The 22,281-nt window shown below is 34.7% G+C and carries 19 protein-coding genes; 8 read left to right on the top strand and 11 right to left on the bottom strand.

What is annotated here, in order from left to right; all coding sequences use genetic code 11:
• Positions 1-3: 3 nt before the first annotated feature.
• Genes E5D58_RS02350 through E5D58_RS02335 form a run of 4 tightly spaced genes read left to right on the top strand, consistent with a single transcriptional unit; the run spans position 4 to position 3,827 of the window.
• Complete coding sequence (locus E5D58_RS02350) at positions 4-642, top strand: HAD family hydrolase (protein ID WP_136480212.1); 639 nt, start codon at positions 4-6, stop codon at positions 640-642.
• An 18-nt stretch (positions 643-660) separates the two neighbouring features.
• The gene (locus E5D58_RS02345) at positions 661-1,260 is read left to right on the top strand and encodes a SprT-like domain-containing protein (protein WP_136480211.1); all 600 of its coding nucleotides are present in this window, start codon (positions 661-663) and stop codon (positions 1,258-1,260) included.
• A 5-nt stretch (positions 1,261-1,265) separates the two neighbouring features.
• The gene (locus E5D58_RS02340; protein WP_136480210.1) at positions 1,266-2,345 is read left to right on the top strand and encodes a mannose-1-phosphate guanylyltransferase; all 1,080 of its coding nucleotides are present in this window, start codon (positions 1,266-1,268) and stop codon (positions 2,343-2,345) included.
• A 6-nt stretch (positions 2,346-2,351) separates the two neighbouring features.
• Positions 2,352-3,827: a DUF389 domain-containing protein gene (locus tag E5D58_RS02335; protein ID WP_136480209.1), complete on the top strand. Its 1,476-nt coding sequence runs from the start codon at positions 2,352-2,354 to the stop codon at positions 3,825-3,827.
• A gap of 64 nt (positions 3,828-3,891) precedes the next feature.
• Here E5D58_RS02335 and E5D58_RS02330 read toward each other — a convergent pair whose 3' ends face one another.
• The 3 genes from E5D58_RS02330 to E5D58_RS02320 all read right to left on the bottom strand — a co-directional run bounded on the left by E5D58_RS02330 (position 3,892) and on the right by E5D58_RS02320 (position 7,317).
• Complete coding sequence (locus E5D58_RS02330; protein WP_136480208.1) at positions 3,892-5,709, bottom strand: sulfatase-like hydrolase/transferase; 1,818 nt, start codon at positions 5,707-5,709, stop codon at positions 3,892-3,894.
• A gap of 103 nt (positions 5,710-5,812) precedes the next feature.
• Positions 5,813-6,580 carry an ABC transporter ATP-binding protein gene (locus E5D58_RS02325; RefSeq protein ID WP_136480207.1) on the bottom strand — a complete coding sequence of 256 codons (768 nt, stop codon included), beginning with the start codon at positions 6,578-6,580 and terminating at the stop codon, positions 5,813-5,815.
• Positions 6,580-7,317, bottom strand: a complete 738-nt coding sequence (locus E5D58_RS02320; protein ID WP_205660290.1) for an MlaE family ABC transporter permease — start codon at positions 7,315-7,317, stop codon at positions 6,580-6,582. Before E5D58_RS02320 ends, E5D58_RS02325 begins: the two co-directional genes overlap by 1 nt.
• 111 nt (positions 7,318-7,428) lie before the next feature.
• On the opposite strand from E5D58_RS02320, the gene pafA reads away from it, so the two are divergent.
• Positions 7,429-9,072 (top strand): alkaline phosphatase PafA, encoded by a 1,644-nt coding sequence (gene pafA, locus E5D58_RS02315; protein ID WP_136480205.1) that lies wholly within the window; start codon positions 7,429-7,431, stop codon positions 9,070-9,072.
• Positions 9,065-9,865, top strand: coding sequence for a DNA/RNA non-specific endonuclease (locus E5D58_RS02310; protein ID WP_136480204.1), 801 nt, complete (start codon positions 9,065-9,067; stop codon positions 9,863-9,865). The genes pafA and E5D58_RS02310 overlap by 8 nt, the downstream gene beginning before the upstream one ends.
• A 31-nt stretch (positions 9,866-9,896) precedes the next feature.
• Here the strand turns inward: E5D58_RS02310 and E5D58_RS02305 are convergent, their stop codons facing one another.
• The 4 genes from E5D58_RS02305 to gcvP all read right to left on the bottom strand — a co-directional run bounded on the left by E5D58_RS02305 (position 9,897) and on the right by gcvP (position 15,309).
• A complete protein-coding gene (locus E5D58_RS02305; RefSeq protein WP_136480203.1) occupies positions 9,897-10,745 on the bottom strand; it encodes a glycosyltransferase in 849 nt (282 codons plus the stop codon).
• 19 nt (positions 10,746-10,764) lie between these two features.
• Positions 10,765-11,292 carry a methyltransferase domain-containing protein gene (locus tag E5D58_RS02300; RefSeq protein WP_136480202.1) on the bottom strand — a complete coding sequence of 176 codons (528 nt, stop codon included), beginning with the start codon at positions 11,290-11,292 and terminating at the stop codon, positions 10,765-10,767.
• Positions 11,293-11,295: 3 nt separating this feature from the next.
• Positions 11,296-12,354: a 3-oxoacyl-ACP synthase III family protein gene (locus E5D58_RS02295; RefSeq protein ID WP_136480201.1), complete on the bottom strand. Its 1,059-nt coding sequence runs from the start codon at positions 12,352-12,354 to the stop codon at positions 11,296-11,298.
• 105 nt (positions 12,355-12,459) lie between these two features.
• Positions 12,460-15,309 carry an aminomethyl-transferring glycine dehydrogenase gene (gene gcvP / locus E5D58_RS02290; RefSeq protein WP_136480200.1) on the bottom strand — a complete coding sequence of 950 codons (2,850 nt, stop codon included), beginning with the start codon at positions 15,307-15,309 and terminating at the stop codon, positions 12,460-12,462.
• Positions 15,310-15,503: 194 nt separating this feature from the next.
• Between gcvP and E5D58_RS02285 the strand changes: the two genes are divergently transcribed.
• Complete coding sequence (locus tag E5D58_RS02285; protein ID WP_136480199.1) at positions 15,504-16,322, top strand: UbiA prenyltransferase family protein; 819 nt, start codon at positions 15,504-15,506, stop codon at positions 16,320-16,322.
• Positions 16,323-16,564: 242 nt separating this feature from the next.
• On the opposite strand, the gene E5D58_RS02275 is transcribed toward E5D58_RS02285, so the two are convergent.
• The 4 genes from E5D58_RS02275 to E5D58_RS02260 form a co-directional block, all read right to left on the bottom strand.
• Entirely contained in the window at positions 16,565-17,116 is a 552-nt protein-coding gene (locus E5D58_RS02275; protein ID WP_136480197.1) for a sigma-70 family RNA polymerase sigma factor, read from the bottom strand.
• A gap of 47 nt (positions 17,117-17,163) precedes the next feature.
• Positions 17,164-19,206: a M3 family metallopeptidase gene (locus tag E5D58_RS02270; protein WP_136480196.1), complete on the bottom strand. Its 2,043-nt coding sequence runs from the start codon at positions 19,204-19,206 to the stop codon at positions 17,164-17,166.
• 154 nt (positions 19,207-19,360) lie between these two features.
• Positions 19,361-19,840, bottom strand: coding sequence for a 5-(carboxyamino)imidazole ribonucleotide mutase (gene purE / locus E5D58_RS02265; RefSeq protein WP_136480195.1), 480 nt, complete (start codon positions 19,838-19,840; stop codon positions 19,361-19,363).
• A gap of 1 nt (position 19,841) precedes the next feature.
• Positions 19,842-20,996, bottom strand: coding sequence for a 5-(carboxyamino)imidazole ribonucleotide synthase (locus E5D58_RS02260; protein WP_136480194.1), 1,155 nt, complete (start codon positions 20,994-20,996; stop codon positions 19,842-19,844).
• A 137-nt stretch (positions 20,997-21,133) separates the two neighbouring features.
• Between E5D58_RS02260 and E5D58_RS02255 the strand changes: the two genes are divergently transcribed.
• The gene (locus tag E5D58_RS02255; RefSeq protein ID WP_136480193.1) at positions 21,134-22,243 is read left to right on the top strand and encodes an adenylate kinase; all 1,110 of its coding nucleotides are present in this window, start codon (positions 21,134-21,136) and stop codon (positions 22,241-22,243) included.
• Positions 22,244-22,281 lie beyond the last annotated feature (38 nt).

Here is a 22,281-nt window from a genome sequence, read left to right as displayed (position 1 = left end):
TTTATGAGCAAATATAAATGCATCATTTTTGATTGTGATGGTGTTTTAGTGGATAGCGAATCTATTGCCATTGGAGTTTTGGTTGAAATGGCCAATGCCCTTGGCGCAAACTTTGATAAACAACAGTCTGTTGGTAATTTAAAAGGAAAGTCTCTTAAGGCGTGCATGAATTTAATTTCTGAAAGGATTAAGAAACCGCTGCCAGATAGTTTTGAGCCTGATTACAGAATAAATACTTTCAAAGCTTTTACTGAAAATATAAAACCTATAACAGGCATAGAGTCTGTTATAAAAAAACTTAAAATGCCATTTTGTGTTGCATCAAGCGGCCCTGAAAATAAAATAAGATTAAATTTAGATTTAACTGGGTTGCTACCTTATTTTGATGGAAATATTTTTAGCTGTTATACCATTCAAAAGTGGAAGCCAGAACCCGACGTTTATTTATGGGCTGCCAAAATTATGGGTTTTAAGCCAAACGAATGTTTGGTGATTGAAGACAGTGTTTCGGGGGTAAAAGCAGCCAAGAAAGGAGGTTTTGATGTTTATGGTTATACGGAACATGACTATAAGAACGAACTTAAAGGCTTAGCAAATAAAACTTTTGATTCTATGCATAAGTTTTTTGAAGTTTTAGAATAAATTTAATTTCGTTAAGCCATGCAAAATCAACTAAAGGAGTTTATTCCAGAGAGTGCCTTAGGTCAGGTTTCAAAACTCCTTGAGCATGACAATTTAACTGTGAAAGTAAAGAAAGAGCGAAAAACACGACATGGTGATTATCGAGTTCTACCCAACGAAAAGCACGAAATAACCATAAATGTTAGTTTAAACAAGTACCGTTTTTTAATAACTTTAATACACGAAATTGCTCATTTTGAAGCTTACAATAGGTATGGAAGGTTTATTAAGCCACACGGGAAAGAATGGAAATATACATTTCAGCATTTAATCTTGCCGTTTTTAAGGCCAGAGGTTTTTCCTGCTAAAATATTACCTCTGCTAGCCAGACATTTTAAAAATCCGAAGGCGAGCAGTGATACCGATATAGAATTAGCATTAGCATTAAAACAGTTTGATCCCCCCAACGGCAAGGTTTATATATTTGAAGTGCCCAGTGGGGAAACATTTCGACTATATAACGGTAAGGTATTTAAAAAAGGCAAGAAGAGAGTAAAACGTTATGAATGTTTAGAAGTTGCTACAGGAAGAGTATATTTGTTTAATCCAAACGTAGAGGTGGATTTAATGAGAGATTAATAATTATGAATAAAAATTATTATGCCATTTTAATGGCAGGAGGTGTAGGCTCAAGATTTTGGCCAATTAGTACACAAGATTTTCCAAAGCAGTTTCATGACATGTTGGGGACAGGTGATACTTTAATTCAAAAAACGTTTAATAGGCTTGCAGACCTCATACCAAAGGAGAATATTTTTATTTTAACAAATAAGCGGTATAATGATTTGGTTTTGGAACAATTACCAGAAGTTACTGAAAGGCAAGTAGTCCTGGAACCTGCAATGCGAAATACAGCTCCATGCATTCTTTATGCCTCATTAAAAATTCAAAAGGAGAACCCAGATGCCGTTATGATTGTTGCTCCTAGTGATCATTGGATAGAAGATGAAAAAACGTTTTCCAAGAATGTTCAGCAAGCTTTTGATTTTTGTTCTACTAATAATGCACTCATGACCTTAGGGATTCAACCAACATTTCCTAATACGGGCTATGGCTATATTGAATCTGATAAAGGGACCGATGCAACCATAAAATCAGTGAATCAATTTAGAGAAAAGCCTAATTATCAAACTGCCAAAGAGTTTATTAACCAAGGCAATTTTTTGTGGAATGCTGGTATTTTTATGTGGAGTGCAAAAACAGTAATTGCTACATTTAAAAAAAATCAACCTGAGCTATATGCTTTATTTGAATCTGGAATAGAAACTTATAACACCGATTTAGAAAATACTTTTATCAAAGAAAATTATCCGAAAGCAGAAAATATTTCGGTGGACTATGCTATTATGGAAAAGTCCAATAATGTTTATGTAATAGCCGCAGAATTTGATTGGAATGATTTAGGGACCTGGGGGAGTTTATATGATAAGCTTGATAAGGATGGATCAAATAATGCCGTTGTGAATGCACGAGTTTTAACGGAAGCGTCTTCTGGTAACATGATAAGAACAAAAGAAGATAAAATTGTTGTTGTAGATGGTTTGAAAGATTATATTATAGTAGATAAGGATGAAGTTTTGCTTATCTTTCCTAAAGCAAAAGAGCAAGACATTAAAAAAGTGCTTCAAAGCGTGAAAAACAAATTTGGAGAACAATATGGTTAGAAAAAAATGAGTGAAGAGAGTAAATTCAATTTTTCTGAAGAAACGAGTTCAGAGGAACCAAAAGAAAAAGCAGTTGAAGAATCTAAAAAGGCAGTTCAGAAGGACGCCCATGGACTTTTTCAGAGCATTAGAATATTCTTAAGGGATCTTTTAGATTTTCGGGATGATACGGATAGGGATGCTACAATTCAGGCTATAAAAGGGGATATCTCTTTTAAAGGCGCTACAGCTTGGATATTAGTTTGCTCTATTTTTGTGGCATCCATTGGGTTAAATGCCAATTCGACGGCGGTTGTTATTGGAGCCATGTTGATTTCTCCGTTAATGGGACCTATTCTTGGTGTAGGGCTATCTATTGCTATTAATGATATTGATACCCTAAGAAAATCATTGATAAACTTGGCTACTATGATTGTGCTAAGTTTAATTACGGCTTTCATGTTTTTTTGGCTATTTCCGTTAAGTGAAGATACCTCAGAGCTTTTAGGGAGAGTAAGACCAGATATTAGGGATGTGCTAATAGCTTTTTTTGGTGGTTTAGCCCTAATAATAGCAAGAACCAAAAAAGGAACCATAGCGTCTGTTATTTTTGGGGTTGCAATTGCAACAGCGTTAATGCCTCCTTTATGTACTGCAGGTTATGGTCTAGCTAAAGGAAACTTCATTTACTTTGGTCAGGCGATGTATTTATTCACAATTAATACCATTTTTATTGCCTTAGCAACTTTTTTAGTACTAAAGTTATTACGATTCCCAATGCTTAAATACGCTAACAGTAAAAAGCGCTTGTTTATCTCAAGAGTAGCGACTGCATTAGCTATTGTGGTTATGGTACCAGCTATTTGGACGTTTCTTATTGTTTTAGATGAAAGTAATTTTAAAAGGGATGCTATGACATTCATTAAAAAAGAATTGGAAGAATTGCCACATGCTGAGTTTATAAGAAATAATGCTTCCTATAAATATGGAGATGATGAAATCTCTATAATAGAATTAAATACGTTTGGACTTGACGAAATACCAGAATCTTCTATTGCCCTCCTACGAAGTAGATTGAAGGACTATAGAGCGCTTTATAATACAGAATTAATAGTGAATCAAAATAAATCCAAGAACCTTGATAATATGAGGTATATGGAAGAATTACGTACAAGGGACTCCTTAGATTTATTGTCGCAATCTCAAAAAATAAACTACTTAGAGAATAAGGTGCGTCGGTTAGCAACACTTGACAAAAGCTATTCTTCTTTTGATGCTTTAGCGAAAGAAGTTAAGATTATCTATGAGTCTATTGAAGAAATATCTTACGCTAATGTTGTGTCAACAAACTTTAAGAAGAAGGATACGATTTCAGTTTTTTATATAACTTGGGACAAATCAAGGACCAAGGAAAAGGAAAGAAAAGCGTACACAAAAAAATTAGAAAATCTTTTTAAACAAAAGTTAGGATTAGATACTCTAGTTGTAAAAAGGCTGGATTAAACAGATTCAAATAAAAAACGGCTTAGGTGACTAACCCGTTTTTTATTTAAAAAGAATATTTTATTTATTCAATAATTATTTGTTGAGTAAACGATTTCAATCCAGAAAGAACTTTTACAAAGTAATTACCCGATGAGATATCAGAGCTTAAGGTTAATTCAACTGTGTTTGACTGTAACTGTTTTAAGTTCAATTCTGTCTGTACAGCTCTACCCAAATTATCATAAATAACAACATTTATTTCATCATTTAACCTTTCATAAAATTTGATAGAAAGTTTAGATTCTTTAACTGGATTTGGAAAAATATATCCAGCTATATTACTATTTATGTCAATACTTTCTACAGATAAAGTAAAGCCATTAAATAGTCTTTCTTGCCATGTGTTTGGCTTACCTGAATTAATATTACTATGGTTGTTATTCCAAGTATTTGCTGCTCCCGTACTATCAAAAAATAAAGGTTCTGTGTGTGTTAAAGACCACTCATATGCATCGTGGGCCAGATTAGCTAAAATACTTTTGTATGGTTCTATATTTTTATTAAGAGCTTGTGCATTATTTTCACTTATATTAGTCTCGATATCATATAAATACCATGTGCCTGCAAAATCACCTGAATTATCTGTTTGCTGAAAGGCTTTATATTTCCCACGTCTTATGCCTATTTTATTGCTGGCTTGATGTCTTAAAGTATATATTGACTCTCCGTCTCGAGAATCTGTATTGTTTTGAATATGGCTAAGAATATCTTTTCCGTCTAATTCTTTACCATTAGGAGTTGTACCATTGGCTAAGGCAACAAAAGTTGGATATAGGTCTAGAGATGATATATTAAAATCATAGGTTTGTCCAGAAGGTATACCTTGGTTGTCTTTAGTACCAGGCCAATACATAAACATAGGAACTCTAAAACCTCCCTCATAAGTGTCTCCTTTAAAGCCACGAAGTGGAAAATTATTTCCTCCTGCATTATTGGCAGATTTCCCTCCATTGTCACTTAAAAAGACTATCAAGGTGTTATCGGTTTCTCCCTTATTCGCTAATTCGTCAACTATTCTTTGAATACCTCTGTCAACTGCATAAACCATAGCAGCATACCTGTGTCTAGTATCATTACCACCATAGTCAAAGTTGTATGGAGGACTAGTTAAAACATTTTTATCACTTGATAATGCTTGTATTGGAGTGTGAGGTGCATTGTATGACATGAATAGGAAAAAAGGTTGGTCATCATCTGTTGTTTCGGCATCTCGTATGAATTCAATAGCTTTATCGGTAAAAAGATCGGTGATGTAAGCGAATTTTGGTTCATTTGCAGGCCTTCTAGTGTCTGGAGCTATCTGCTCTACCAGGTCTCTGTTGTAGGCACCTCCAAAACCACCATTAGCAGTAGTTTTTGTGAAAAAATTATGTCCGCCGTTAAGCATTCCATAGAAGTAATCAAAGCCTCTTGCCAAAGGATCATACGAAGTTGATTGCCCTAAATGCCATTTTCCAATGACACCTGTTTTATAACCAGCATCTTTAAGTACAGAACTAAAAAAAGTTTCGTTAATATCAATACCCGCACTAAAATCGTTTTCCGCAATATTGTATTGAGATCCGTATTCATGAGGGTATCTGCCCGTCATAAGCCCTGCTCTACTTGGTCCGCAAAAAGGGTGCGTTACGTAAGCAGATGAGAATTTAGTACCGTTTGCAGCAAGATTATCAAGTGTTGGTGAGGCTATATCTCCAATAGCATCGTTGTTATATCCGATATCGGCATATCCCATATCATCAGTCAAAATGAGAATAATATTCGGTGCTGATTGACAAAGGCTTTTTAAAGAGATAATGCAAAACAGGCCTATTGTAATACTAATTTTTTTGGAAATCATTATTTTTAATTTGAAAATTAAGCTTTCAAATTTACAAAGTCATGTAGATAAGAAGCAGCAAGTATTTACCAAAAAATAGTGAGAAATTACCCTTAATAAAAGATTAGTTATTTTCGTCCAAGTACATTTTACGCACTTTTTTAAATAGGTTGGATGAGTAAACGAAATCAGTGACAGCTTCGTTATCAGTTTTAAAAATCGTGTCTTTTGAGCCTTCCCACTCTTTAAAGCCATTCTTTAAGAAGACAATTTTTTCACCAATTTCCATTACTGAATTCATGTCGTGGGAATTAATGACCGTTGTTATCTGGTATTCATCTGTAATCTCTTGGATTAAGTTATCAATTACAATCGCAGTTTTAGGATCCAAACCAGAATTAGGTTCATCACAGAATAAATATTTAGGATTATTAACAATGGCTCTAGCAATGGCAACACGTTTTTGCATCCCTCCTGAAGCCTCATTAGGCATTTTATGGTGAGCATCTGCAAGATTCACTCTATTTAGAACAAAATCAACACGGTCGTTCATCTCGCTTTTACTTTGTTTTGTGAACATTCTAAGCGGAAACATAACATTCTCTGCAATAGTCATAGAGTCAAATAAAGCACTTCCTTGGAATACCATACCAATCTCCGCTCTTAAATCTCTTTTGTTATCTTCAGAGAGTTTAGAAAATATTTTTCCATCGTAAGCAATAGAACCTCCTTCGTATTCAAATAAACCCAACAAGCACTTAAGAAATACAGTTTTCCCAGATCCACTCTGACCAATGATTAGGTTTGTTTTTCCTTTACTAAAAGAAGTGGTAATACCCTTTAATACATGAGCATCTCCAAAAGATTTTTGTAATTCTTTAACTTCAATCATTAGCTTAATAACATTTGAGTTAGCAAATAATTTAAAAGAATGATAAATACACTGGTCCAAACAAAAGCGGTAGTACTTGCTTTACCAACTTCTAAGGCACCACCTTTCATGTAGTATCCATGAAAAGAAGGGATAGTCGCTAACAGAAACGCAAAGACTATCGTTTTGATAAAAGCATACGTTATATGAAACGGAATAAAGTCTGTTTGAATGCCAACTATGTAATCTTCTAAGGAGCTAAAGCCACCATAAACACATGCAGCCATACCACCAAGGATACCAAGAAACATGGCTATAGAAATTACAAAAGGATAGAGCATTAACGCTATAAACTTCGGAAAAACTAAATAATTAATGGAGTTAATTCCCATAACCTCTAAGGCATCAATTTGTTCAGTCACACGCATAGTACCTATGCTTGATGTAATAAACGATCCTACTTTTCCTGCCATAATTATAGACATAAAAGTAGGTGCAAACTCTAAAACAATAGACTGTCTTGTAGCAAATCCAACTAGGTATTTTGGTATCAGTGGATTATCTACATTTAGTGCGGTTTGAATGGTTACAACACCACCAACAAAAAACGAAATAAACGACACAATGCCTAACGACCCGATAATCAAATCATCAATATCCTTTAATATCAGTTGTTTCATAACAGACCATTTAGTCGGTTTACGGAACATTTCAGCAAGCATTAAAAAATAGGAGCCAATGTTGTGTAGGTATTGCATACAAATTATTAATGACGCTAAAGTAAAAAAAACTTAGAGGTATTTAAGCTTTATTTCAAATAATGATGGGTAATATATGTATTTTTGAAATTACTAAATAGTGTGTTTTTTATGAGGAATATCTTAGTATTGTTAACCTTATCTGTTTTTTTAAATTCTAGTTATGGACAAGTTAAAAATGAAATAAGACAAAACCCTAAACTTGTTGTAGGCATTGTTGTAGACCAGATGCGGTATGATTATTTAACCCGGTTCTACAATAAATATGGAGAAGGTGGTTTTAAAAGAATGATAAGAGAAGGATTTAATTGTAAAAACAACCATTTTAATTATATTCCTACGTACACAGGACCAGGGCATGCTTCTATTTATACAGGAACAACCCCGAAATATCATGGTATTATCGCAAATAATTGGTACGATAAATACACTAAATCTATGGTGTACTGTGCTGGAGATAGTCTTGTAAAGTCTATTGGAACCAGTACTAACTCTGGACAAATGTCACCGCATAGATTGATGTCAACAACATTTGGAGATGAAAATAGGTTGTTTACACAAATGCGCGGTAAGACTATTGGGATTTCTATAAAGGATAGAGGAGCCGTTTTGCCAGCCGGTCATGCCGCCAATGGGGCTTACTGGTTTCACGGAAAGAAAGAAGGTGTATGGATTTCAAGTTCTTATTATATGGAAGCACTACCCAAGTGGGTAAAAGATTTTAATAATTCAGGCATAGCAAACACTTATTTTAAAGACTGGAATACATTGTATAATATTTCTAGTTATGTAGAAAGCGGACCTGATTTAAACGAGTTTGAAGGCGAATTTAAAGGGAAAGACAAGCCTACTTTTCCCTATAATCTTAAAAAGTTAAAAAAGAAGAACGGATACTATGATATTTTGAAATTTACACCATACGGAAATAGTCTTACCACCGATTTTGCTATTGCAGCTATAGAGGGTGAAGCATTGGGTAAAGATTATGATACCGACGTTTTAACAGTGAGTTTTTCTAGTACGGATTACATAGGGCATAAGTTTGGTGTTAACTCAAAGGAAATAGAAGATACCTATATAAGGCTTGATATAGATTTGGAACGTTTATTCTTGGCTTTAGATAAACGTGTTGGAAAAAATGAATATGTGGTTTTTTTAACGGCAGATCATGGGGCAGTAGATGTGCCAGCTTATTTGAAGTCCCATAAAATTGAAGCAGGGTATGTTTATGGTAAAAATAGAAAAGAAAAGTTTCAAAAGTTTTTAATGGATGAATTTGGAGACAATACCATTGTTGAAAACATTAGCAGCAATCAAATTTTTCTTAATAAGGAAAAGATAAAAGCGTTAGGTTTGAGTTTAGAAGATGTTCAGAACTCCATAGCAAATGAGCAAATAACTTACAACCATGTTTATAAAACTTTTACTGCTAATTCAATGGTAACAACCAACTACTCAAAAGGTATTGAAGCGTTATTACAAAATGGCTACAATCAAAAGCGTTCGGGAGACGTTCTCTTGGTAAACGCTCCAAATTATATTTATTACAGAAAAACTGGGACGACTCACGGAAGTGGTTTCAATTATGATACCCATGTGCCCCTATTGTTTTTAGGAAAAGGAATAAAACAAGGAGCGACGTTTAAAAGAACGGAGATACCAGATATTGCGCCAACAATATCTGCTTTATTAGGTATTAGCTTTCCAAATGCAGCAACAGGCCAACCTTTAGAATTTGTTCTAAAAAATGACTAAAAGGTCTAAATATTCGCTAATAGCCATTAGCATTGTTTTGTTGGTTTATGGCTTTGAGTATGTTTTATCAGAAAAGGAAAAAGCGAAGGTCGTATCCCATGGAGAAATAGTAAAAAACACTACAAATGAGTATTATTTGCCGTCCAGTACAACAGGACATATTGTGCATCATAATGGCTATTCGTTATCGTATAGCGAACCACATGAACAGGCCGAATGGGTGGCTTATGAATTAAAGAAGTCACAGCTTGCTAAAACAAATTTTAAACGACCTTATTTTGAAATTGATGAGGCTGTTAAAACGGGTGCTGCACATTGGCGTAATTATAAAAATTCTGGTTATGATAGAGGGCATTTATGTCCAGCTGCCGATAGGCGCTATAGTGAAGCAGCTTATAACGAAACTTTTTTAACCAGTAATATTAGCCCTCAAAAGCATGACTTTAATTCTGGTATTTGGAATACCTTAGAACAAAAAGTAAGGTATTGGGCAAACAAGCATGATGGTGTGTTTGTGGTTACCGGTGGAATTTTGAAAGGTGATATGGCCTATATTGGAGAAGAGAGGGTGGCGGTTCCAGACCAGTTTTACAAGATTATTCTAGATAATGATTCAGGAAATTTAAAAGTTATAGCCTTTTTAATTTCTCAAGAGGATACTAAAGAACCGCTATATAATTTTGTGGTCTCTGTTGATGAGATTGAAGTGCTTACGGGCATAGATTTTTTTCCGGAATTACCAGATGCTGTTGAAAATAGGGTAGAAGCAAATAGTATTTATAATGCTTGGTAGTTAAAGCCTTATAATGCGTGCTTATTAAGCCCTAAGAGAATTTATCTAATATACCTTTCCAACGAAGTTTTCTAATAAATCTACCTTCTTCTTCTGTTACTAAAAAGGGGATACCATCTTTTTTAGCTTTCATGTACCCTAAAAGGTAGTTTTGAAATTGAATAAAGCTTCGTTTTTTGTAAGCTAGTTTTAAGGCAGAGATAAGGGTTATAATAAACCCATAACGCATTTTATACATGGCTTCTCCTTGTAAATGTTTGGAAGAAGCATTATAATTTATTCCTGTTGGTTTTAGGTGTTTAACATGTAAAGTTTCATCAGTTAAAATTTCCCAGCCGTAGTACTTGGCTAAAAGCTCATCAACGGTATCCCAACCCATAGAAGTTTTTATTTTTCCAATATCATGGAAGCAGTCTTTTCGGTAGGCTTTTAAAGCGCCTCTAATATGATCTTTTCTTGTTAAATCCTCTATAACCCATTGTTTGTTTTTTTTTATATAACAAAAACCAGCAGCCATCCCAAGTTTTTTATTAGAACCAAAGTGTTCAGCTAAAGTTTCAAGATAATTACTGGGAAAAATTAAGTCGGCATCAAATTTACAGAGTATCTCATATTGGTCATCCAGAGTATTATAACCCTTATAAAACGCATTGATAATTTTAGTCCCTGGTAAGTGTTGGTTTGAAGACCGAATACTTACTAATTCAATGGAATTGTTTTTTAATGAATAGTCCTTAACAACCGTTTCTGTGTTATCTGTAGAATTATCATTTACAACAACGATTTTTTTTGGAGGTAGAGTTTGATTTAATAAAGAATGAATGGTTCGTCCAATAGAATCAGATTCATTGTGTGCAGGAATAACAATGTAGAAGTTCAAGACTTAGAAGTTTTGGTTTTCATTGCTCAATTTTTTCTGCATATACGATGTAATACCTTGGGGTAAACCATCTTAAAATTGGCCGAACACCAATCTTTTTAGTAGGATTAGTCCACTTTTGACGATTTTTAATGGTCCAACCAGCTTTTTCTAGAAGCCAATCAAATTGCCAATCTTCAAATTCGTGATAGTGTCTGTCTAACATATCTGTTTTACTTCTATAAGCAGAGGAGAACCATAGTTTCAAAGGTACACTGGCTACTAATTTATTGGCTTTTATGGACTGTAAAACCGTAAAAGGAGACAATAGGTGTTCAAATATTTCGAAGGCAGTCACAACCTGAGCATTGGAACTTTCAATATTTGAGGTATCAAAATCTAAATCTTCTCCTTTGGTGTTTTCAACCGTGAAGCCTCGTTGCTTCATAATGGCACTAAATGGATTCTCTACACCTAAATCCAGTATAGATTCCGATTGGTTAATGTGCTTTTCAAGAAACTTATAGGTTAAATTAAAACGTCTGTTCGGAAATGTTTTCTCGTACATTATTTATTGCTTATAAATAAAAGCGTTAATATTCATACCAGCACCAACACTTGCAAAAATAATGATGTCTCCCTTATTTATTTCTTGATTTTCAAGGTTTCCATTTAAGATAAGATCGTATAAAGTAGGTACGGTCGCTACACTGGAATTACCAAGTTTTTCTATAGACATAGGCATAATACCCTCTGGTACTTCTTGGTCATATAAATCATAAAAACGTGTTACAATGGCTTCGTCCATCTTTTCATTTGCCTGATGAATGAGTATTTTTTTTACGTCATTTATACCATAACCACTTTGGTCTAGGCATGATTTCATAGCTAATGGTACATGGGTAAGCGCAAACTCGTATATCTTCCGCCCATACATTTTTATGTAGCGCCTGTCTTCTTTAATATTTGTATTATTGGTTTCACCGAAATAAATAAAGTGGGCTTCATCTAGCGTAAATGATGCAGAATTATGCGTAATAATACCCCCTTCTTGCTCTGTTTTTTCTAGAACAACAGCACCAGCTCCGTCACTATAAATCATAGAATCTCTGTCAAATGGGTCGATAACTCGCGATAAAGTTTCTGCTCCAATGACTAAACATTTTTTTGCAATTCCAGACTTTATAAAAGCATTGGCTTGAATAACGCCCTCTATCCAACCAGGACATCCGAAAAGGACATCGTAACCTACACATTTAGAGTTTTTTATTTGCAATAAATGCTTTACTCGAGCAGCAATACTCGGTACCGTATCACTTTGTTTACTATTATGCCTAACATCACCATAATTATGAGCGACTATAATGTAATCTAGGTCTTCTCTATTAATATTAGCATTTTCTATGGCTTTTTCGGCAGCAAAGGAAGCTATATCCGACGTGTTTAAGTGGTTTTTTGCATAGCGTCGTTCTGCAATACCTGTGATAGCTTTAAATTTCTTCACAATTACCTCGGTGGTAGCATTAATAGCAGAGCCATCTCCATTTAAAAATTCGTGATTGTGAAAGTCTTCGTTCTTCTCTATTTCAGCAGGTATGTAGCTACCTGTTCCAGTAATTTTTATATTCATAAATAAGAATAATTGCTAATAGTCTATTAGATAAAAGCAATATAGAACCTTAAAGTGAAAAGGCTATTTTGTTTTCATTCTATTTTACGACGTTCAACTGTCATTTTATGCTTCGATATAGTCTTCAATTGGAGAACAAGAACAGATTAAGTTTCTGTCTCCGTAAGCATCATCAACACGCCTAACACTTGGCCAAAATTTGTTATTTCTAACGTAGTCTAAAGGAAATGCAGCAGCTTCTCTTGTGTATGGTAAAGACCAGTCATCTGCAGTTACCATACCGAGCGTATGCGGGGCATTTTTTAAAACGTTATTGGCCTCATCTTTTGATGCATTATCAATCTCTTTTCTAATTGAAATCATGGCATCGCAAAATCTGTCTATCTCTTCCTTGCTTTCACTTTCAGTAGGTTCTATCATTAAAGTTCCCGCCACTGGGAAGGATACTGTCGGGGCATGAAAGCCATAATCCATCAATCTTTTAGCAATGTCTGTTACTTCAATGCCGCTGGCCTTAAAGGGTCTACAATCTACTATCATTTCGTGTGCTGCTCTCCCGCGTTCACCAGAGTATAAGGTGTTAAAGCTACCCTCTAAACGATGCTTTATGTAGTTGGCATTTAAGATAGCTACTTTTGTAGATTTTGTTAAGCCTTCTGCTCCCAACATTTTTATATAACCATAGGATATTAAACAAGCTAAAGCAGATCCATAAGGTGCAGCAGATATGGCTGTTATAGCGTTTTTACCTCCAGTTTTTATAATGGGATTGCCAGGTAAAAAAGGAACTAATTGTTTGGCTACACAAATTGGACCAACACCAGGGCCACCACCACCATGAGGAATGGCGAAGGTTTTATGTAAATTGAGGTGGCAAACATCGGCACCAATGTTACCTGGGTTTGTTAAGCCTACCTGGGCGTTCATATTAGCCCCATCCATATACACTTGCCCGCCATTATCATGAATAATTTTAGTAATTTCTTTTATGGCAGATTCGTATACACCATGGGTAGACGGATACGTAACCATGAGTGCTGATAAGCTGTCTTTGTGTAATTCTGCCTTCTCTCTTAAATCTTCAACATCAATATTACCTTCAGGGGTTGATTTAGTTACAACCACTTTCATGCCTGCCATAACTGCGCTTGCAGGATTAGTACCATGAGCTGAAGAAGGAATTAAACAAATATTTCTATGATGGTCACCACGAGATTTATGGTAAGCTTTTATTACCATGAGTCCAGCAAACTCGCCTTGTGCGCCAGAATTAGGCTGTAATGAGGTAGCCGAAAAGCCCGTAATTTCTGTTAATTGGTCTTCTAGTTCTTTAAGTATGGTTAAGTACCCTTTCGCTTGTTTTAAAGGGGCAAAAGGATGAATATTACCCCATTTAAACCAACTTAGCGGAAGCATTTCTGAAGCAGCATTTAACTTCATAGTACAGGACCCTAAAGATATCATGGAATGATTCAAAGCTAAATCTTTACGTTCAAGAAATTTTATATAACGCATAAGCTCTGTTTCAGAATGATATTTGTTAAATACGGGGTCTTGTAAAAAAGAGCTTGTTCTTTGTAGATTCGTTGAGATGTTATTGTGTTCTCCTACTGAAGAAATTACAATTGTTTCCTTATTAGCAGCTTCTGCAAAAATGGAGATTAAATAATTGATATCTCTAATTGAGGTTGTTTCGTTGATAGAAATTGCAACAGTATTTTTATCTGGGTAATATAAATTTACTTTCTTCTCTGATGCAATTCTTTTTATTTTTTTTGCTTTGGTTTTAATTTGAAGGGTGTCAAAGTATGACGTATTGGTTTGCTCAAAACCTAATTCATTCAGGGCATTGGCTAGGGTTACCGTTTTGTTATGTACTTTGTTTGCAATAAATTTTAGCCCTTTAGGACCATGGTATACGGCATACATGCTTGCCATTACAGCTAAAAGTACTTGTGCCGTACAAATATTAGAAGTTGCTTTGTCTCTTTTAATATGTTGTTCTCTTGTTTGGAGAGCCATTCGCAGCGCGCGATTACCATTAGCGTCTTTTGTTACCCCTATAATACGCCCAGGTAAATCCCGTTTGTAGGCTTCTTTTGTGGCAAAATAAGCAGCATGCGGCCCGCCATATCCCATAGGAATGCCAAAGCGTTGCGTGGTTCCTACTACCACATCTGCTCCAAATTTACCAGGAGCTTCTAGTTTTACTAAGCTTAAAATATCTGCCGCTACCGCTACTTTAATTTGCGCTTTGTTTGCATCTTCTATAAAGGTTTTTATATCGGTAATCTGTCCTTTTTTTCCTGGATATTGTAAGATAGCTCCAAAGAATTCGGAAGAAAAACTAAATGTATCTTCGCTACCTATAACCAATTCAATACCTATAGGGTTAGCTCTGGTTTGTAATAAAGATAATGTTTGAGGTAAAATATTTTTTGAAACAAAGAACTTGTTAATTCCAGCTTTTTTCTGATCACGCTCCCTTACAGCAAATAACAAGCTCATGGCTTCAGCCGCAGCTGTACTTTCGTCGAGCAGAGAGGCGTTAGCTATTTCCATACCAGTTAAATCAATAACCGTAGTTTGAAAGTTTAATAAGGCCTCTAATCGACCTTGTGCAATTTCGGCCTGATACGGCGTATAAGCTGTGTACCATCCTGGGTTTTCTAAAATATTTCTTTGAATAACAGCCGGCATAACCGTTGGGTGGTAGCCCAGTCCTATATAAGTTTTACGAGCTTTATTTAATTTAGAAAGATCATGAATATGCAATAAATACTCATGCTCCGTCATTGGTTCATCCAGATTAAGCGGCTGCTTAAGTTTGATATCATCAGGAATAGTTTCATAAATCAACTGATCTAATGAGTCTAAACCTAAGGTTTTTAACATAAGATTTTGGTCCATTTCGTTAGGACCAATATGACGTAGTGCAAAAGCATTTGTATTCATCAACAATTTTTTATTAAGTAATTCGCAAAATTAAGTAATAAATATGTTGTTTTATTGCACTATATGGGAAGTTTTTAACCATTTTAAGTCTTTATTAACATAAATGTGGTTTAATTTTGAGTTTTTCATAATAGTTTGAAAGGTTCCCGTTTTTTAACCCATAGAAAGTAAAAAAGGTATGGTTACTTTTGCGTATGAAGTTTGCAAAAAATTTAATTGACTTTTATATTAACAGTAGTATTCATGTTGCTTTTGCGGTATATGCCCTTACAAGAATTACACTTATTAACTTTGGCATAGGATACAAAGAAAGTATTTTATACTTTTTATTTTATGCAACCATAACAGGGTATAATTTTGTAAAATACTCCGGAGTAGCTAGGTTTCGACATAGAAATTTGGCTGACTGGCTTAGGTATATTCAAATTCTTTCCTTCGTATGTTTTTTATTAATGTGTTACTATGGGTTTCAACTGCAAATTCAAATACTAGCTCTTATAGGTGTTTTTGCTTGCCTTACTTTTTTTTATGCCATGCCATTTTTTGGAACTAAAGAAAAGACTTTAAGGAGTTTACGAGGACTTAAAATCTATATTATCGCCTTGGTCTGGGCAGGAGTCACGGTATTACTTCCAATAATGAATGAAGATTTAGCGATTAATTATAATGTTCTTTTAGAATTAATGCAACGCTTTATATTTGTTATTATTCTTATGATTCCTTTTGAAATAAGGGATTTAAAATTTGATAATATAAAACTCCACACGATACCTCAGAGTTTAGGAGTTAAACGCACCAAACTACTAGGTGTTATATTGTTATGCGTTTTCCTATCAATAGAATTTTTTAAAGCCCAAACCTCTTCCGAAACACTATTCGTAACAGGATTAATTACTGTTATTTCGGGGTTATTTGTCGGTTTTTCCTCGGTAAATCAAAAAGCGTACTATAGTGCCTTTTGGGTTGAATCTTTACCAATATTGTGGTTAATTCTGTTGTTCTTGTTTATGTAAGGCTTTGTTAAACACCCTTTTCATAGTCTCTTTACTTTGACTATCAAGGCATTCTACCTCCGATTTTTTGAAAAGCCTTGTAAGTTTAGTATTTCCTTTTGTGTACTCTCTACAGGCTCTGCAATATATAAGATGTATGTTGAGTTTTATTTTTTCCCATAATGTAGCATCTTTGTATTGTGTTTTGTCACATACGTGATTTGCTTCTTCGCAAGGCATTATCACCTTTATCTTACCCATAATTAAAACCAATTTTCTTTTAAACAATCTGCCATAGCCGTTCGAGCTCTATGGATGATTACCCAAAGGTTAGACGCTGTAATATTTAGTTCATTACAAATAACTTCTGTTTCATGACCAAGAATGGTTTTCATCTTAAAAACCTCGGCCTGCTTTTGTGGTAATTTTCCAAGGCAATTATAAATGGCGTCACCCAGTTCGGAATTTTGCAGGTTGTCTTCAGCTGTTTTGTCGAACGGATCCGCTACACGTTCCTCTAACCAATCCCCTTCGCTTTCTGAGTCCTTGTAATTTATTCTAACTTCTGCCTTTCCTTTGTTAGAGTTTATTTTGCGGTAATAATCGATGATTTTTCGCTTTAAAATGGAGATGAGCCAAGTACGTTCACTGGCCTCTCCCTTAAAGTTTTTCATAGATTTTAATCCTGCTAGGAAGGTGTCTTGAACCAAGTCTTGAGCAATTTCTCGATCACTCACCCTAGAAATGGTGTAATTAAATAAGTAGTCTGAGTAGGAATCAATCCACTTATTTGGGTTAATTTGATGGTTAGACATTATTGAGCAATTTTTTATAACATCAAAAATAGGGTAAAAAATTGAATTTATGAGTTGTTTATTAACCCTGAACGTCTTAGCAAAGCTTCAGGTTTAGGTTCTTGTCCTCTAAAACGCTTATAAAGCGTCATTGGGGCTTCGGTCCCTCCTAAAGATAATATATGCGCTGCAAATTTTTTAGCAACTGTTTTATTAAAAATACCTGCCTCTTTAAAATATTCAAAAGCATCAGCGTCTAATACTTCTGCCCACTTGTAACTATAGTAACCAGAGGCGTATCCACCTTGAAAAATATGCGAAAAGGCTGTACTCATGCAGTTTTCGGCTACATCAGGGTAAAGTTTAGTGTTTTCAAACGTTTTAGCTTCATGTGCTTTAACATCAGTAATGCCGGTGGGATCAAGGCCATGCCAACTCATGTCTAGTAGCCCGAAACTAAGCTGACGTAAGGTTTGCATCCCCTCATGAAAAGTAGCTGATTCTTTTATTTTATGTACTAAGTCCATTGGGATTACTTCACCAGTCTCATAATGTGTGGCAAACAACTCCAAGGTTTCTTTTTCGTAGCACCAATTTTCCATGATTTGACTTGGTAGTTCCACAAAATCCCAGAATACACTCGTTCCTGAAAGGCTTGGGTAGGTGGTGTTTGCCAACATACCGTGAAGCGCGTGTCCGAACTCATGGAATAGAGTTGTTACCTCATTGAATGTTAACAGAGAAGGCTTTGTTTTTGTTGGTTTCGTAAAATTGCATACAATAGAAATATGAGGTCTACTATTCGCATTGTTCTTTATATATTGAGGTTTATATACCGTCATCCAGGCACCATTTCGTTTTCCAGCCCTTGGAAAGAAATCGGCATAAAGAATAGATACAAAATTATCTTGAGTGTCTGTAACCTTATAAGTTAGAACATCTTCATGATATTTGTCTATATTGTTTATTTCCTCAAATTTTAAATCAAATAATTTACTGGCTACTGTAAAAGCACCTTGAATAACATTTTCCAGCTTAAAATAAGGTTTCAGTTTTTCATCATCTAAATTAAACAGTTTTTGTTTTAACTTTTCTGCGTAGTAGGAGCCGTCCCATTTTTCTAGTTTTTTAATACCATCAAGTTCTTGGGCGAAGGTTTCTAAATTGTTAAACTCTCTTTGTGCAGCAGGTTTAGCTTTATCTAAAAGTTCGTTTAGAAATTCTTGAACTTTCTCAGGACTTTGAGCCATGCGTTCCTCAAGCACGAAATGTGCATGGGTTTTGTAACCTAAAAGGTTAGCGCGCTCGTACCTTAGTTTAGCAATTTGAAGCACAATATTTTGGTTATCGAGCTTATCTCCTTTAAATCCCTTGCTACCAGCAGCAAGTGTTATTTTTTTTCTGAGCTCACGGTTGTCGGCATATGTAACAAAAGGGATATAGCTGGGATAATCTAAGGTAAAAAGCCAGCCTTCTTTTTGTTTAGATTCTGCTAACTGTCTTGCGGCTTCCTTGGTTCCATCTGGAAGCCCAGATAAATCTGTTTCGTTCGTTACAAGCATCTCAAACTTATTGGTTTCTGCTAGCACATTTTCTCCAAATTTAAGTTTTAGTTGGCTTAATTTTTTATCAATTTCTCGTAGTTTTTCTTTTTTGGCAAGAGGCAGATTCGCGCCGTTTCTTGAAAAACCTTTATATTTTTTATCAAGAAGCGTTTTTTGTTCTGGGGTTAAATCCAAGTCGCCTTTAGTGTCATAAACTAACTTTACGCGTTTAAAAAGATCTTCATTTAAAGTGATGTCATTACTAAACTCTGAAAGTAAAGGAGAAACCTCCTGAGCTATTTTTTGAATAGTTTCATTTGTTTCGGCAGAGTTTAAATTAAAGAATATACTCGAGATTCGATCAAGTTGTTCTCCTAAAAAGTCCAAGGCTTCAATGGTGTTTTTAAAATTGGGAACTTCAGGATTATTTATAATGTTATCAATTTCTTTTTTGGCAAGAATAATAGCTTCCTTAATAGTTGGTAGATAATCTAAGTCGTCAATTTTTGAGAAAGGAGCCGTGTTATATGGGGTGCTAAATGGTGTTTGAAGTTCTTTTTTTATCATTTTAATTCATGAAATATGTTAAAAATCAATTTATTATGTGTGCATAACAAATTTTTTTATATTTTTGGCGGAGCAAAATTTTGCTGAGTGACTAACTCAAGAGAATTATTTGTTAATAGCTGAAAAGCCCTGAAGACATTCAGGGCTTTTTTCATTATAAATTTTTTGCAGACTCGTTTACTTTAATTTTTAAACCTTCTTTGTAGGCTATAATTTTATCTAAAACACATTTATCGTGAGATCCAATGATTTGAGCAGCTAATATCCCTGCGTTTTTGGCTCCATTCAATGCGACTGTTGCCACAGGCACGCCTCCAGGCATTTGTAAAATAGATAATACAGAATCCCATCCATCAATAGAGTTGCTGCTTTTTACAGGAACCCCAATTACAGGAAGAGGCGATAAAGAGGCAATCATCCCTGGTAAATGGGCTGCACCACCAGCTCCTGCTACGATAACAGAAAAACCTCTAGTATGGGCATTTTTTCCGTAATCAAATAATTTTTCAGGAGTTCTATGAGCCGATACTATATCAACTTCAACTTCTATATCAAATCCTTTCAAGATGTCTACGGCATCTTGCATTACAGGAAGATCACTTTTACTTCCCATAATTACGCCAACTTTACTCATATTATTCGCTTATTACTTTTATACTTTTCTTTACTTGTTCAGCAATTTTTCTAGCTTCATTTATATTCTCGTTAACAATAGTAACATGTCCCATTTTCCTGAAAGGTCTAGTTTCTTTTTTGCCATAAATATGGGGGGTTACACCACTCATATTCATTATATTTTCAATGTTCTGATAAACCACATTTCCAGTAAAACCTTCGGCACCAACTAAATTTACCATAACACCTCCAACTTTGTTATCGGTTCTTCCTAAGGGTAAATCTAAAATAGCTCTAACATGTTGTTCGAATTGCGAGGTGTAACTGGCTTCAATGGTTTGGTGTCCAGAATTATGGGGTCTAGGAGCTACTTCGTTAATAAGAATCTGGTCATCTTGCGTCTGAAACATTTCAACAGCCAAAAGGCCAACATGCTGGAAGGCATTTGAAACGGCCAAAGCCACATCCATTGCCTTTTTTGCAACGTTATCAGATATTCTTGCTGGACAAATAACATATTCTACTTGATTAGCTTCTGGGTGAAATTCCATTTCAACTACTGGATATGTTTTGGTCTCTCCAGAGGCACTTCTTGCTACAATAACAGCAAGCTCATTTTTAAAGGGTACAAGACTTTCAGCAATACATTCCACATTTGGCAAGCCCTGTAAATCTTTATTGGACTTTACAATTTTTACACCTTGCCCATCATAACCAAATTGAGCGCTTTTCCAAACAAAAGGTAAGCTTAAGCCACCATTTTTGATAGCTTCTTCAATTTCAGAAGTATAAGCAAATCTTGAAAAGGGAGCTGTGGGTAAGTTATGGTCTTTGTAAAATAATTTTTGCGTCGCCTTGTTTTGTATTGTTCTTAATGTATTGGAAGCAGGATATACTTTAACGCCTTCTTTTTCTAAAGCTTCAAGCGCATCGACATTCACATTTTCTATTTCAATTGTTAAAATATCTACTTGTTTTCCAAAATTGTAGACGGCATCATAATCCATTAAATTTCCAAGATGAAATTCGTTGCACGCTAATTTACTGGGCGCTTCATTACTGGCATCTAACACCGTTGTATAAATATCAAATTTTCTTGTATTATATAATAGCATTTTACCAAGTTGTCCGCCACCAAGAATACCGAGTTTAAAACTTGAAGAAAAATAATTCATGTATTTGCTTTTTTACTAAAACGAAATAAGGATAGGCAAAAATACACTTAAATCTTAAATTAGTTCCTAATTCATAAATCAAAAAATGGTTATTCGTTAATCTATTGATTATCTTTGCATCTTTAAAATTATAACCATTGATTAAGCTACACGATAAATATTTCAAGCCGTTTATTTCTGCAGAGCAAATAGATGAAGCTATGGAGCGTTTAGCTACTGAAATTGCTGAGGATGTAGGTGATGAAATTCCTGTTTTTGTTGGTATTTTAAATGGGTCCTTTATGGTGGTAAGTGACTTTGTTAAAAAATACAAGAACCCTTGTGAAGTTACATTTATTAAATTAGCATCTTATGAAGGGGTAAAATCTACCGAAGATATTCAAAGGCTTATAGGGTTAACCCAAGATCTCACAGGGAGAACGGTCATAATTTTAGAAGATATTATTGACTCGGGAAACACATTGGCAGAAGTTCATAGAATTTTTAAGAATGAAAATGTTAAATCTCTAAAAATAGCTACATTATTCTACAAGCCTGAGGCTTATAAAAAAGATTTCAAATTACATTATGTTGGTATTGAAATTCCAAACAAATTCATTGTTGGCTATGGTTTAGACTATGATGGGTTAGGAAGAAATATACCAGAAGTATATCAAATTAAACAAACGCAACACATGACAAACTTAGTACTATTTGGACCTCCAGGAGCCGGGAAGGGAACGCAAGCAGAATTTTTAAAAACCAAATATAATTTGGTGCATATTTCTACAGGAGATGTTTTTAGATATAATATTAAAAATGAAACTGCTTTAGGGATGTTGGCTAAGTCATACATGGATAAGGGTGAGCTTGTACCAGACCAAGTAACTATTGATATGTTAAATGCTGAAGTAGAAAAAAATGCAGATGCTAATGGGTTTATTTTTGATGGTTTCCCAAGAACCAATGCACAAGCAGAATCTTTAGATAAGTTAATGGATAGCAAAGATTCTCAAATTAATGCTATGATTGCTCTTGAAGTAGACGACGAGATTTTAGTAGAGCGTTTATTAGGTAGAGGTAAAACTAGTGGCAGAGCCGATGATGCCGACGAATCAATTATAAGAAACAGAATTAAAGAGTATTACAGCAAGACAGCTATTTTAAAAGACTATTACGCTTCCCAGAACAAGTATTTTGGTGTTGATGGCGTAGGTAGTATTGAGGATATTACTGTACGTTTAAGTTCTGTAATCGACAATTTATAGTCTTTACAAGAGTTTAAACTTTGAAACTCTAAACACGT

Source organism: Cognatitamlana onchidii, assembly GCF_004804355.1.
Lineage (GTDB): Bacteria > Bacteroidota > Bacteroidia > Flavobacteriales > Flavobacteriaceae > Cognatitamlana > Cognatitamlana onchidii.
The sequence above is the reverse complement of the archived record's forward strand: the minus strand, read 5'-3'. Positions and strand labels throughout refer to the sequence as shown.